13 protein-coding genes are annotated in these 13,726 nt (G+C 70.3%); 7 read left to right on the forward strand and 6 right to left on the reverse strand.

The genetic code is table 11. The features are described from left to right. Position 1 precedes the first annotated feature (1 nt). The gene (locus AC1D2O_RS11885) at positions 2-712 is read right to left on the reverse strand and encodes an alpha/beta fold hydrolase (RefSeq protein ID WP_478086554.1); all 711 of its coding nucleotides are present in this window, start codon (positions 710-712) and stop codon (positions 2-4) included. 68 nt (positions 713-780) lie between these two features. On the opposite strand from AC1D2O_RS11885, the gene AC1D2O_RS11890 reads away from it, so the two are divergent. The 7 genes from AC1D2O_RS11890 to glxR all read left to right on the forward strand — a co-directional run bounded on the left by AC1D2O_RS11890 (position 781) and on the right by glxR (position 8,172). Next, a complete protein-coding gene (locus AC1D2O_RS11890) occupies positions 781-1,452 on the forward strand; it encodes a histidine phosphatase family protein (RefSeq protein WP_478086553.1) in 672 nt (223 codons plus the stop codon). A gap of 113 nt (positions 1,453-1,565) precedes the next feature. Further along, a complete protein-coding gene (locus tag AC1D2O_RS11895; RefSeq protein WP_478086552.1) occupies positions 1,566-2,951 on the forward strand; it encodes an amidase family protein in 1,386 nt (461 codons plus the stop codon). A 25-nt stretch (positions 2,952-2,976) separates the two neighbouring features. Continuing rightward, entirely contained in the window at positions 2,977-4,008 is a 1,032-nt protein-coding gene (locus AC1D2O_RS11900; RefSeq protein ID WP_478086550.1) for a LacI family DNA-binding transcriptional regulator, read from the forward strand. A gap of 97 nt (positions 4,009-4,105) precedes the next feature. After that, positions 4,106-5,065 (forward strand): Bug family tripartite tricarboxylate transporter substrate binding protein, encoded by a 960-nt coding sequence (locus AC1D2O_RS11905; RefSeq protein ID WP_478086548.1) that lies wholly within the window; start codon positions 4,106-4,108, stop codon positions 5,063-5,065. A gap of 15 nt (positions 5,066-5,080) precedes the next feature. Beyond that, complete coding sequence (gene gudD, locus AC1D2O_RS11910) at positions 5,081-6,412, forward strand: glucarate dehydratase (RefSeq protein WP_478086547.1); 1,332 nt, start codon at positions 5,081-5,083, stop codon at positions 6,410-6,412. A gap of 79 nt (positions 6,413-6,491) precedes the next feature. Further along, positions 6,492-7,280: an HpcH/HpaI aldolase family protein gene (locus AC1D2O_RS11915; RefSeq protein ID WP_478086545.1), complete on the forward strand. Its 789-nt coding sequence runs from the start codon at positions 6,492-6,494 to the stop codon at positions 7,278-7,280. Between the two features lie 13 nt (positions 7,281-7,293). After that, on the forward strand, positions 7,294-8,172 hold the full coding sequence (gene glxR, locus AC1D2O_RS11920) for a 2-hydroxy-3-oxopropionate reductase (RefSeq protein WP_478086544.1): 879 nt from the start codon (positions 7,294-7,296) through the stop codon (positions 8,170-8,172). Here the strand turns inward: glxR and AC1D2O_RS11925 are convergent, their stop codons facing one another. The 5 genes from AC1D2O_RS11925 to AC1D2O_RS11945 all read right to left on the reverse strand — a co-directional run. After that, positions 8,173-9,507, reverse strand: coding sequence for a tetratricopeptide repeat protein (locus AC1D2O_RS11925; RefSeq protein ID WP_478086543.1), 1,335 nt, complete (start codon positions 9,505-9,507; stop codon positions 8,173-8,175). Between the two features lie 25 nt (positions 9,508-9,532). After that, positions 9,533-10,939: an amidase gene (locus AC1D2O_RS11930; protein ID WP_478086542.1), complete on the reverse strand. Its 1,407-nt coding sequence runs from the start codon at positions 10,937-10,939 to the stop codon at positions 9,533-9,535. Then, positions 10,936-12,429, reverse strand: a complete 1,494-nt coding sequence (locus AC1D2O_RS11935) for an ABC transporter substrate-binding protein (RefSeq protein ID WP_478086540.1) — start codon at positions 12,427-12,429, stop codon at positions 10,936-10,938. The genes AC1D2O_RS11930 and AC1D2O_RS11935 overlap by 4 nt, the downstream gene beginning before the upstream one ends. A gap of 82 nt (positions 12,430-12,511) precedes the next feature. Further along, entirely contained in the window at positions 12,512-13,345 is an 834-nt protein-coding gene (locus AC1D2O_RS11940) for an ATP-binding cassette domain-containing protein (RefSeq protein WP_478086538.1), read from the reverse strand. After that, positions 13,342-13,726, reverse strand: a 385-nt coding sequence (locus tag AC1D2O_RS11945) for an oligopeptide/dipeptide ABC transporter ATP-binding protein (protein WP_478086536.1), incomplete at its 5' end; no start/stop codon positions are given. The genes AC1D2O_RS11945 and AC1D2O_RS11940, both read right to left, overlap by 4 nt.

Raw genomic sequence — 13,726 nt, forward strand, 5'->3', positions numbered from 1 at the left:
CTCAGGCCTTCGCGACCCAGCGCTGCAGCCAGGGCCCGAGCGTCGCGTTGACCGCGGCGGGCTGTTCCATCGTGAGCATGTGGCCGCACTGCGCGATCCAGACCAGGTCGGCGTGCGGCACCAGCGCGGCAATCTCGCGCGAGCATTCGGGCGGCGTCAGGCGATCCTGGTCGCCGCACATCACCAGCACGGGACAGCGCAGGCCCGGCAACTGCTCGCGGGCGTCGGGGCGTTCCATCAGCGCCCGGTTCTGGCGCACCAGCTGCGTGACACCGGCATCGAGCACCAGGTCGATGTAGCGCCGCAGCAGCGGGGCGTCGCCGGAGCGCGTGGGATGGAAGGCGAAGCCGGCGTTGAATTCGATCACGTCGCGCGCCTCGCCGAGTTCGAAGAGTTCGATGGCCGAGCGCCGCAGCTCGAACATCTCGGGCGTCTCGGGGCGCGCGTTGGTGCCCAGCAGGGCCAGGCCGACGATGCGTCCGGGCGCCTGCCGCGCGGCTTCCATGGCGATCATGCCGCCCATCGATGCGCCGCAGAGGACCAGCGGTCCGGGGTTCTCCTCCAGCACGGCCGCGGCCATGGTCTCGATGCGGCCGTGGCGCATGTGGGCGTCGCTCACCCGGGCATCGAGGGCGGGGGGCAGGGCGGGCCGCTGGGCCTCCCAGAGGCGTTCGTCGCAGGCGAGGCCGGGCAGCAATACGAGACTTGGCATGTGCGGATTCTCTTCGAAGCGCGCGGTCGTGCGGATGTCACGCGCTGCGGGACAATAGGGCCCAGCCTATGCCCACTACCGAACTCATCCTGATCCGCCACGGCGAGACCGACTGGAACCGCGAGCTCCGCTTCCAGGGCCACATCGACGTTCCCCTCAACGACATGGGTCACGAGCAGGCGCGCCGGCTCGGGCTGCGCCTGGCCGGCGAGCCGGTGCAGCATCTCCTCAGCAGCGACCTGATGCGGGCGCAGCAGACCGCGACCCCCGCCGCACGCCAGCTCGAACTCGACATCGTCACCTCGGTGGCGCTGCGCGAGCAGCATTTCGGCATCGTCGAAGGCATGCGCGCCGACGAGATCCAGAACCTGCATCCGCGCGCCTGGGAAGACTGGCTCCAGTTTCGCGAGGACCATGCGATGCCCGAGGGCGAGTCGGCGCGCCAGTTCCATGCCCGCATCATCGAGGCGCTGGGCCGCATCGCCACCGCGCATGAAGGGCAGAAGCTGCTGGTGGTCACGCACGGCGGCGTGCTCGACATGGTGTGGCGCACCGCGCGCGGGCTGGGCCTCAACGGGCCGCGCCAGAGCGAGATTCCGAACGCCGGCTTCAACCGGATCCGGATCGCCGATGCCGCCCAGCCCGAGCTGATCGAGATCGTCGACTGGGCGGACACGCGGCATCTGGCGGACCTGCCGGCCCAACCCACCTACGACCAGAGCCGGCATCGGAAGACGTAGGGCGCGGCGGCGCGGGTTCGCAAGATTCGTCAAGCAACGAGCAAGGGGAATCAAGGGCCGGCGCAGGGTCTGGGCCATCATCGCGGCTTGCAAGACCCTCGGAGCCGATGCCCATGGACTACGCGACCACCCGGGAACTCGTTGCCGCCCTGCAGGCCGGAAAGACCTCGGCCGTCGCGCTGCTGAAGCGCTCGATCGAGCGCATCGAGCAGCTGGATCCGGTCTTCAACGCCGTCGTCGTGCGCGACTTCGAGCGCGCCCGCGAGGCGGCCGTCGCGGCGGATGCGGCGCTGGCGCGCGGGGACCGGCGGCCGCTGCTGGGCGTCCCGATCACGGTCAAGGAAGCCTTCGATGTCGCGGGGCTGCCGACCACCTGGGGCATTCCGGGCACCGGGCAGCTCGGCGCGACCGATGACGCGGTCGTCGTCCGAAGGCTGAAGGCCGCCGGTGCCGTGCTCGTCGGCAAGACCAACGTCGCGATGCAACTCGCCGACTGGCAATCGACCAACCCGGTCTTCGGCACCACCCGCAATCCCTGGGACCCGGCGCGCACGCCGGGCGGCTCCTCCGGCGGCAGTGCCGCAGCGCTGGCGGCGGGCTACGTGTCGCTCGAATTCGGCTCGGACCTGGTCGGGTCGCTGCGCGTGCCGGCCCACTTCTGCGGCGTCTTTGCGCACAAGCCCACGCACGGTCTGGTGCCGATGCGCGGCTGCGCGCCGCCGGGCACGCCCGCGCTGTCGGTGGACCCGGGCGTCGATCTTGCGGTGGTCGGTCCGATGGCGCGCAGTGCCGCCGACCTGGCGCTGGCGCTCGACGTCGTCGCCGGCCCCGACGATGCCGAGGCCGTCGCGTACCGCCTGGCGCTGCCGCCGGCGCGCCATCTCGCGCTCGGCGACTTCCGCGTGCTGGTGCTCGACCAGCATCCCCTGGTGCCGACTTCGGAGGCGGTCGGCTCGGCATTGCAGCGCCTGTGCGGCGCGCTGGAGGGCGCCGGCTGCCGGATCGCCCGGACCAGCCCGCTGCTGCCGGACCTGGCGCGCGTCGCGTCGCTCTGGGGGCAATTGCTGTGGGCCATGATCAGCGCCGACATGCCGGGCCTCGAGGGCGGCATCAGCCACCGGGACTGGATCCATGCGGACCGCGCACGGACCGGCATCGCGCATCAGTGGCGCGAGTTCTTCAGGCAGTGGGACGTGGTCCTGTGCCCGGTGTCGCCGACGCCGGCCTTCCTGCATGACCACGGCGAGATGGAGGCGCGGCGGCTGCGCATCGACGACCGGGACATCGCCTACAAGGACCAGTCGCCCTGGTCGAGCATTGCGACGCTGACCGGGCTGCCGTCGACCGCGATGCCGATCGGGCTCAGCGAAGAGGGGCTGCCGGTCGGGATGCAGATCATCGGTCCGTACCTGGAGGACCGCACCACCATCGCCTTCGCCGAGGCCGTGGAGCGCGCGTTCGGTGGGTTCGTCGCGCCGCCGGGCCTGTCCGCGCGGTAGCGCTACCGAGGCCTAGAATCGACGCATGAGCAATGAGGAGCCTCCAGTCCGACGCGCCCGCCGAGGCAGCGGCGCGGTCACCCTTCATGACGTCGCGAAGCTCGCGGGCGTGGCGCCGATCACCGCCTCGAGGGCCTTGAGCACGCCGCGGCAGGTGTCGGCCGAGGTGCTGAAGAAGGTCACGGCCGCGGTCGAGCGGACCGGCTACGTGCGCAACGTGCTGGCTGGCGGCCTGGCGTCCACGCGCAGCCGGCTGGTGGCGGCGGTGGTGCCGACGATTGCCGGCCCGGTGTTCCTGCAGACCGTGCAGTCCCTGACCCAGGCGCTGGCCGAGCGCGGCTACCAGCTGATGCTGGGCCAGAGCGGCTACGTCGATTCGCGCGAGGACGCGCTGCTCGAAGCCATCATCGGCCGCCGCCCCGACGGCATCGTGCTGACCGGCATCATGCATTCGCCCGAGGGGCGCAAGCGCCTGCTGGCCGCCGGCATCCCGGTGGTCGAGACCTGGGACCTCACGCCGACGCCGCTCGACATGCTGGTGGGCTTCTCGCACCCGGCGGTCGGCCGGGCGGTGGTCGAGTTCCTGCATGCCCGGGGCCGCCGCCGGCTGGCGGTGATCGCCGGCGACGACGAACGTGCCCTGCGGCGCCTGCAGGCCTTCCAGGACACGGCGCGCGCCGCCGGCCTGCCCGAAGTCGCCGTGGTGCGGGTGCCGGCGCCGACCACCCTGAAGAGCGGCCGCTCGGCGCTCGTCGAGCTGCTGCGCGAGGCGCCGGGCATTGACGCCGTCTTCTGCAGTTCGGACCTGCTCGCGCTCGGCGTCATGACCGAGGCGCAGGCGCGGGGCATTGCCGTTCCGGGGCAGCTGGCGGTGGTCGGCTTCGGCGACCTCGAATTCGCCGCCGACCTCCATCCGGCGCTGACCACGGTGCGCATCGACGGCACGGCCATCGGGCGCCAGGCCGCGCAATTCATCGTCGATCGGGCGGAGGGCGGGCAGCGTGGGCCGCGGGTGGTCGACATCGGCTTCTCGATCGTCGAGCGCGCCAGCGCCTGATCCGTACAAACCCCTAGCCGGATCCGCTGGTTCTCGAAAAAAGGTAGCGCTATCATCCAACCATCAAAGGTAGCGCTACCATTTCAAGGAGACAGGCATGAAGAGATTGTTCGGCACGCTCGCCCTCGGCCTCGCGGCCCTCGGCGCCCAGGCCCAGGACTGGCCCCAGAAACCCGTGACCCTCGTGGTTCCCTTCCCGCCCGGCGGCTCGACCGACATGGTGGCGCGCGCCATGGCGCCGAAACTCGGCGACAAGCTGGGCCAGACCTTCCTGGTCGACAACAAGGCCGGCGCCACCGGCACCATCGGCGCGACCCAGGTGAAGCGCTCGGCGCCCGACGGCGCCACCTTCCTCGTGACCTCGCTGGGCCCGCTGGTGATCGCACCGCACCTCATCAAGGGCATGCAGTACGACGCACTGAAGGACTTCGACCTGATCACGGTGGCGGTGCAGGCGCCCAACGTACTGGTGGTGCCGGCCAAGTCGCCGCACAAGACGGTGGCCGACGTCATCGCGAACCTGAAGGCGAACCCGGGCAAGATGACCTTCGCCTCCTCGGGCAACGGCTCGAGCGACCACCTCACGGCCGAGCTGTTCTGGCAGCAGACCGCCACCAGCGGCCTGCATGTGCCGTACAAGGGCGGGGCGCCCGCGATCACGGACCTGCTCGGCGGCCAGGTCGATGCGTCGTTCCAGAACGTCAACGCGGTGGTGCAGAACATCCAGGCCGGCAAGCTCCGGGCGCTCGCGGTGACCGGCGACAAGCGCTCGCCGGTGCTGCCCGAGGTCCCGACCGCGGCCGAAGCCGGCATCAAGAACCTCGAGGTCTATTCGTGGCAGGCGATCGTCGCGCCCAGGGGCCTGCCGCCCGCGGTGCGCAGCAAGGCGCACGATGCGATGGCCGCCGCGCTCAACGACCCCGCGGTCAGGCAGCAGTTCACCGCCATCGGCCTCGAGGTGGTCGCCAACACGCCCGAGCAGTTCGCCAAGTTCCAGCAGCAGGAGTTCGCGCGCTGGAAGAAAGTGATCGAGACGGGCAAGATCTCAATCGACTGAGCAAGAGCACCCGCCATGCCCCATTCCACCCCCCTCGTCACCGCGCTGCGCGTGATCCCGGTCGCCGGCCGCGACAGCATGCTGTTGAACCTGAGCGGCGCGCACGGACCCTTCTTTACCCGCAACCTGCTGATCCTCACCGACAACGCCGGGCGCACCGGCGTCGGCGAGGTGCCGGGCGGCGAGAAGATCCGCCAGACGCTCGAGGACGCGCGCGACCTGGTCGTCGGCCAGTCGATCGGCGCCTGCCAGCGCGTGCTGCAGCAGGTGCAGAAACAGTTCGCCGACCGCGACGCCGGTGGACGCGGACTGCAGACCTTCGACCTGCGCACCACCATCCATGCCGTGACCGCGATCGAGTCGGCGCTGCTCGACCTGCTGGGCCAGCACCTGGGCGTGCCGGTCGCGGCGCTGCTCGGCGAAGGCCAGCAACGCGACGCGGTGGAGATGCTGGGCTACCTGTTCTTCGTCGGCGACCGCGACAAGACCGACCTGCCCTATGCCCGCGAGCCCGGGGCCGACAACGACTGGTTCCGGCTGCGGCACGAGCAGGCGATGACGCCGCAAGCCGTGGTGCGGCTGGCCGAGGCGGCGCGCGAGCGCTACGGCTTCAACGACTTCAAGCTCAAGGGCGGCGTGTTGCGCGGCGAGGCGGAGATCGAGTGCATGGTCGCGCTGCACGAGCGCTTCCCCGAGGCCCGCGTCACGCTCGACCCCAATGGCGGCTGGCTGCTCAAGGATGCGATCCGCCTGATGCGCGACATGCGCGGCGTGGTCGCCTATGCCGAGGATCCCTGCGGCGCCGAGGAGGGCTTCTCGGGCCGCGAGGTGATGGCGGAGTTCCGGCGCGCCACCGGCCTGCCGACCGCCACCAACATGATCGCCACCGACTGGCGCCAGATGAGCCATGCGCTGGCGCTGCAGTCGGTCGACATTCCGCTGGCCGATCCGCATTTCTGGACCATGGCCGGCTCGGTGCGGGTGGCCCAGACCTGCCGCGACTGGGGCCTGACCTGGGGCTCGCACTCGAACAACCACTTCGATGTCTCGCTCGCGATGTTCACCCAGGTGGGCGCCGCCGCGCCGGGCCGCGTGACCGCGATCGACACCCACTGGATCTGGCAGGACGGCCAGCGCCTGACCAAGGAGCCGCTGCGCATCGAGGGCGGCCTGGTGCAGGTGCCGAAGAAGCCGGGCCTGGGCGTCGAGCTCGACATGGCAGAGGTCGAGAAGGCCCACCAGCTCTACAAGCAGCACGGCCTCGGCGCGCGCGACGATGCGGTCGCGATGCAGGGCCTGATTCCCGGCTGGCGCTTCGACCCCAAGCGCCCGGCCTTCGACCGATAGGACTGAGACCTTGCGGGACAGACCAAGAAACTGCTCAGCAGTTTTTGCTCTGTCCTCAACTGACTAAAAGGAGCCATCCATGAGAGAAAACCGCCTGCGCACGCTATGGAAGTCGGGAGGTGCCGCGGTCAACGGCTGGCTCGCGATTCCCAATGGCTTCTCGGCCGAGACCATGGCCCACCAGGGCTGGGACTCGCTGACCATCGACCTGCAGCATGGCGTGGTCGACTACCAATCGATGATCCCGATGCTGCAGGCGATCTCGACCACCGACACGGTGCCCGTGGTGCGCGTGCCGTGGCTCGATCCGAGCGCGCTCATGAAGGCGCTCGACGCCGGCGCCTATGGCCTCATCTGCCCGATGATCAGCACCGCCGACGAGGCCGCGCGGCTGGTCGCCTACACCCACTACGCGCCGCGCGGCACCCGCAGCTTCGGGCCGGTGCGCGCCTCGCTCTACGGCGGCGCCGACTACGCGCAGCATGCCAACGACACCATCGTGACCTTCGCGATGATCGAGACCGCTCAGGCACTGGACAACCTCGACGCCATCCTGTCGGTCGAGGGGCTGGACGCGGTCTACATCGGGCCGTCCGACCTCTCGCTGGCGCTGGGCTGCAGGCCGGTGTTCGACGAGGTCGACCCGCCGGTCGCGCAGGCCATCGACCACATCCTCGAACGCGCCAAGGCGCACGGCCTGGTGGCCGGGATCCACAACGGCACGGCCGAAGGCGCGCTGGCGCGCATCGCCAAGGGCTTCCAGTTCGTCACCGTGAGTTCGGACGCGCGACTGATCGCAGCCGGCTCGCAGCAACTGCTTTCGCAAATGCGCGCCGCTCCGGCGGCGCCCGGCTCCACCTCCTACTGAAAGGGAACTGACCATGAAGATCGGATTCATCGGCCTCGGCATCATGGGCGCGCCGATGGCGCAGAACCTGCTGCAGGCGGGCCACGAGATGATCGTGCGCACGCGCAGCAAGGTGCCCGACGCGCTGAAGGGCGCCACCGTCTGCAAGACCAACGCCGAGGTCGCGCGCGCGGCCGAGGTCGTCATCCTGATGCTGCCGGACACGCCCGACGTCGAGCAGGTGCTGTTCGGCGAGGACGGCGTCGCTTCCGGGCTCACCAAGGGCAAGACGGTGATCGACATGAGCTCGATCGCGCCGATGGAGACCAAGCGCTTCGCAAAGAAGATCAATGAACTCGGCTGCGACTACCTCGACGCCCCGGTCTCGGGCGGCGAAGTGGGCGCCAAGGCCGCCAGCCTGACCATCATGGTGGGCGGCGACGAGGCCGTGTTCGAGCGCGCCCGGCCGCTGTTCGAGGCCATGGGCAAGAACATCACGCGGGTGGGCGGCAACGGCGACGGCCAGACCACCAAGGTGGCGAACCAGATCATCGTGGCGCTCAACATCGCGGCGGTCGGCGAGGCGCTGCTGTTCGCCAGCAAGGCCGGCGCCGATCCGGCCAAGGTGCGGCAGGCGCTGATGGGCGGCTTCGCGGCCAGCCGCATCCTCGAGGTGCATGGCGAGCGGATGATCAAGCGCACCTTCAATCCGGGCTTCCGGATCGCGCTGCACCAGAAGGACCTGAACCTGGCGCTTGCCGGCGCGAAGGAAATGGACGTGGCGTTGCCGCAGACCGCGTCGGCGGCCCAGCTGATGCAGTCCTGTGCCGCCCATGGGTGGGACCAGCTCGATCACTCGGCGCTGGTCAAGGCGCTCGAGCAGATGGCTGCCCACGAAGTGGCGAAGGGCTGATCAGCCGAAGGCGGGCAGGCCGAGCCGCGCGTAGACCGCGGCCGCCTGCCGGCGCAGCCGCAGCGACTCCGGCTGGCCGTTGACCTGCTGCTGCAGGATGCCCTGAGCGCCGGCCAGCGAGGCCTCGGTGCCGAGGCGTGTCAGCGCATCGAGGTATACCTGCTCGAACAGGTCGCGCTGTGCATGGCTGCCGCCGATCTCGACCAGCCGCGGCAGCGCCTGGCCCAGGCCATCGATGGCTGCCGCGAAGTCGCCGTGCGCGTGGGCGCGAAGGCCATGCGCTGCTGGCACGCAGACGCGCTGCCAGGCCTCGCGCGTCGATGGCGGCGCGTTCGGCGCGAACGCCTCGATGTTGTGCAGCAGGACATCGGCCTCGGGGCGGCCGGCGCGTGCCAGCCCGTAGAGGTATTGCAGGTCCAGGAAGGGCAGCACGTGGTCGCCGAGCCGCTCGGCCAGGTGGTCGGCCACGTCATGCCAACGGTCGCCGACCGGCATGCCCGCGAGTTCGAAACGCGCCAGCAGCGATACCGCGCCGACCTGGTCCTGCGAGTAGCCCTTGACCACGCCCCAGACCTCGCGGTCGTAGACCTCGAGCGCCTCGGCGTCGCGGCCCAGGTCGATCAGGAACAGCGCGACGTGCCACCAGTTGTGCGTGACCATGAAGGAGTTGAGCCCGACCCAGGTGTCGCTGAGGGCCCGCATGACGGCCAGTCCTTCATGGAGGCGCCCTTCGGTCAGCATCACGTGGCCGAGTGCGTGGTGCGCCCAGGGCTCCTTGCGCCGCATCGCGATCGCGCGGCGCGCGCTGGCCTCGGCCTCGCGCAGCAGGTGGCATTGCTCGTAGCCGAAGGCCGCCATGCCGTGCAGGTAGGGCACGTCGCCGGCTGCGGGCAGCGCGGCCAGTGCGAGCCGCAGCATGCCGGGGCAGTCGCCGGTGTTGAAGCAGTGGTACTGGCCCAGCTTGAGCGAGGCCAGGTCGCGCGGATGCTCCTTCGCCTGCTCCTGGTGCAGCGCGATGGCGCGCGCGATGTCGCCGGCGGCCCAGGCCGCGATGGATTCGATGTAGCGCCGCTCGCGCGGCGTGGCACGCGCCGCGCCGGCCCGGGCACGATCGAGGAAGGGGCGGGCGTTGGCGGCCGCCTCCTTCGATTCGGCGAACAGGTGCAGCGTCGCGCAGTAGGCCTGCACGATCGGGCTCGCATCGTCGGCGGCGGCCAGCGCGTCGACCGCGCGCGCCTCGCAGGAGATGAAGCCCTCGACGAAGGCATCGATCGCCGGCAGGCTCGCGGCGCCGTCGACCGTGACCGGATTGCCCAGGCTGTCGGTGAAGCTCATCGCGTCGCTTGCTCCGCCCTGGCGGTCAGCCGCGCGGCGGCTCGGGCCAGGGCCGCTGCGGATCGCGGATCAGCTCGAACGCGCGCGAAATCTTGAGCACGCCCAGGTCGTCGAAGCGCTGCCCCGCGATCTGCAGGCCGATCGGCAGGCCGCCGGCGCTGTAGCCGCAATTGATCGAGGCCGCGGGCTGCTCCGACATGTTGAACGGCACCGTGAAGCCGATGTGCTCCAGCGGCCGCAGTGGGTCGTTGGTGGGCGAGGGCGCCTCGGCCGCGGCCGGCAGGTTCGGTGCGGTCGGCGAGATCACGTAGTCGTACCGGGCGCAGGCCGCCACGGCCGCGACCCGCGTCGCATGGAACTGGCTGAAGGCGCGGAACACATGCGCGCCGCTGAAGCCCTCGGCGCTCTCGGCCCACTGGCGGATGTAGGGCAGCACCTTGGCGCGCTGCTCGGGACGCAGCGCGTTCAGGTCGACCAGCGAGCGCATGCGCCACAGGTGGTCCATGCCGTCGAGCATCGCCTGCGACATGAAGGGCTGCATCGTTTCGACGACCGCGCCGGCGCGTTCGAAGAGACGTGCCGCTTGCTCGACCGCGGCCCGGATCTCGGGCTCCACGGCCAGGCCGCAGCCGGCGTCGAGCAGGAGGCCGATGCGCAGGCCGCGCAGGTGGTCGGTGCCCACATCGAAGCTCGACCACGCGAGCTCCTGCGCCGGCAGGCTCATGCTGTCGCGCGCATCGGGCAGTGCCAGCGTCTGCATCATCAGCGCGGCATCGCCGACGCTGCGCGTCATCGGCCCTGCGGCCCGGCCCATGTAGGGCGGGTCGATCGGGATCCGGCCCAGGCTGGGCTTGAGCGTGAAGATGCCGCACCAGGCGGCCGGCAGCCGCAGCGACCCGCCGATGTCGGTGCCGATGTGCAGCGGGCCGTAGCCCGCGGCCGCCGCGGCGCCGGCGCCGGCACTCGATCCACCGGGCGTCTTCGACAGGTCCCAGGGATTGCGCGCCAGCGCATGGAAGCTCGAGAGGCCCGAGGACAGCATGCCGTAGTCGGGCATGGTGGTCTTGCCGAGGATCACCGCGCCGGCCTCCTTGAGCCGCGCCGCGGGGGGCGCGTCGGCGGCCGCCGGTCGCAGCTCGCTCGCCGCGGTGCCGGCGGGCATCGGGTCGCCGCGGGTGGCGATGTTCTCCTTGATCGTGGTCGGCACGCCGTCGAGCGCGCCCAAGGGCTTGCCGTGGCCCCAGCGCGCCTCGGCCGCGCGCGCCTGTTCGAGCGCGGCCTCGGGGCGCAGCAGCCAGGTGGCCTGCAGATGCGGCTCCCAGCGCTCGATGTGGTCGAGCACCGACTGCGTGACCTCGACCGGCGAGAGGCTCTTGTCCCGGTAGCCGGCGAGCAGCTCTCGCGCCGACAGTTCGTGCAGCGCGCGCGTCACGACCAGGACAGCGCCGACAGATCGTTGACGAAGACCGGCATGTCCTTCCACAGGCCCTTGACGCCTTTCTTCGCGACGGTCGGCCATTGGGGCTGGAACAGGAAGCCGTTGGCGGCGTCGTTGGCCAGCAGGCGCTGCACATCGCCCAGCAGCTTGTTGCGTTCGGCCGTGTTGCCGGTGGCCTTGATCTTGTCGAACAGGGCGTTGAATTCCTTCGACTGGTAGCCCCAGTAGTAGTCCGGCTTCGCGTAGTTGCCGAGGTCGAAGGGCTCGACGTGCGAAATGACGCTGAGGTCGAAGTCGTGGCCGCCGCCGTAGGTGGCGCTGAGCCACTGGGCCCATTCGACGTTCTGGATCTTGACGACGATGCCGATCTTGGCCAGTTGCGCGGCGATCACCTCGCCGCCTTGGCGCGCATAGGGCGGCGGCGGCAGCGTCATCGTGAGCTCGAGCGGGGTCTTCACGCCGGCCTCGGCCAGCAACTGCTTGGCCTTCTCGATGTTGAAGGGGTTGACCGCCGTGGTATCGACATAGCCCGCGGCGCCCGGCACGTAGTGGCTGCCGATCGGCACGCCGAAGCCGTCGACCGCGCCCTCGATGACCGCCTTGCGGTCGATCGCCATCAGGATCGCGCGCCGCACGCGCACGTCGTCCAGCGGCTTCCTTTTGTTGTTGATGGACAGGATGGTCTTGGCGCGCGAGCCGCTCAGGATCACCTGGAACTGCGGATTGTTCTTGAACTGCGGCACCACGCGCGTGCCGATGCGCGGGAAGGCGTCGACGTCGCCGGCCAGCACCGCGGCGGCCTGGGCCGCCGGATCGGAGATGAAGCGGAACGTGACCTTGTTGATCTTGGCCGCGCCCGGGTTGCGGAAGCCGTCCCACTTGCTCAGCACCAGCGAGCTGCCCTTGTTCCAGCTGTCGAGCTTGTAGGGGCCGGTGCCCACGGGCTTGGTGGCGTTGGTGTCGGCGCTCTTGGGCTCGACGATGACGGCTGTCGCCTGGCCCAGCACGAACGGCAGGTCGGGGTCGATCTCCTTGTTGATCAGGACCACCGTGTGGTCGTCGATCACCTGGGTGCTGATGTTGGCGAAAGTGCGCTTGTCCTTGTTGGTGCTTTTCTCGCTGCCGGCGCGGTCGAACGAGAACTTGACCGCCTGCGCGTTGAAGGGCTCGCCGTTCTGGAACTTGACGCCGCGCTTGAGCTTGAAGGTGTAGGTGCGCAGGTCGGGCGAGACCTCCCAGCTCTCGGCCAGCAGCGGCGTGACGCTGCCGTCGGCATTGATCTTGGTCAGCGTTTCGAAGACGTTGTACTGGACGATCTCGGCGATCGCGGAGGCGGCGCCGGCGGACGGATCCAGGCCCGGCGGCTCGAGTGCCATGCCCAGCACGATCGAGTCCTTGCGGCCCTGCGCCAGCGCGGCCTGCGGCAGCGCGAGCGGCACGGTGGCGAGTGCGGCGGTGGTCAGGAGGGTGCGGCGATTCAGCATGGTTCAGGGCTCCAGGGAAAGGCGAATGGGGAAATAGAACGTTACATCATCGCGAGCCGGTGCCTGCGCGGCAAGCATTTGCTTATGCGGCCGCCAGCGGCTCGGCTCGCGGCACCGCGGCGAGCAGTGCCTGGGTGTAGGGATGCCGCGCATGCGCGAAGAGCTGCTGCGGCGCACCGCGCTCGACCACGATGCCGCGGTGCAGCACGCAGACTTCGTCGCACAGGTGGTTGACCACCGCGAGGTCGTGGCTGATCAGCAGGTAGCTGATGCCGAACTGCTGCTGCAGGTCCTGCATGAGGTTGAGCACCTGGGCCTGGACCGAGACGTCGAGCGCGCTGACCGGCTCGTCGGCCACGATCAGCCGGGGCCGTGTGATCAGGGCCCGTGCGATCGCGATGCGCTGGCGCTGGCCGCCGGAGAACTCGTGCGGGTACTTGTGCAGGTCGCTGGTGCGCAGGCCGACGGCGGCCAGCGCTTCGGTGGCACGCTCGCGCTGCTCGACGCGGCTGGTCTCGGCCAGTGCTTCGAGCGGCTCGGCGACGATGCGCGCCACGGTCTGGCGCGGATCGAGCGAGCCGTAGGGGTCCTGGAACACCATCTGCACATCGCGCCGCGCCGCCCGCAGTTCGTCCTTGGGCAGTGCATGCAGATCGCGGCCAAGCAGCTTCACGCTGCCCGAGGTCGGCCGGTCCAGTGCCATCACCAGCCGCGCGATGGTCGACTTGCCCGAGCCCGATTCGCCGACGATGCCCAGGCTCTGGCCGGGGCGGACGCTGAAGCTCACGCCGTTGAGTGCCTTCACCATTGGCGGCGGGCCGAACAGGCGTTCGCGCGGCAGGGTGTAGTGGCGAACGAGGTCCGTGACTTGAAGCAGCGCGGCCGAATTCGGATCGGGATCGAAGTGGTCCGTCATGCGGCGGCTCCTTCTTCGGCGGCGATCTCGTCGAGCCGGATGCAGCGCACGCGGTGGTCGTGCGGCAGCAGCACCGGCGGCGGACGTGTCGCCTGGCAGGCCTCGACCGTGAAGCTGCAGCGGCCCGCGAACGGACAGCCCGGCGGCAGGTCCACCAGTTCGGGCACGCTGCCGCGGATGGTGGCGAGCTTGAGGCCGCGCGGGGCGCCCAGCGCCGGCCGGGCCGCGAACAGGCCGCGGGTGTAGGGGTGGGCGCGCTCGGCGAAGACCGCGGCGGTCGGGCCGCTCTCGACCACGCTGCCGCCGTACATCACGAGCATCTTCGAGACGCTTTCGGCGATCACGCCGAGGTCGTGCGAGATCAGGATCAGCGCCATGCCC

Source organism: Variovorax sp. P1_G12, from assembly GCF_056405555.1.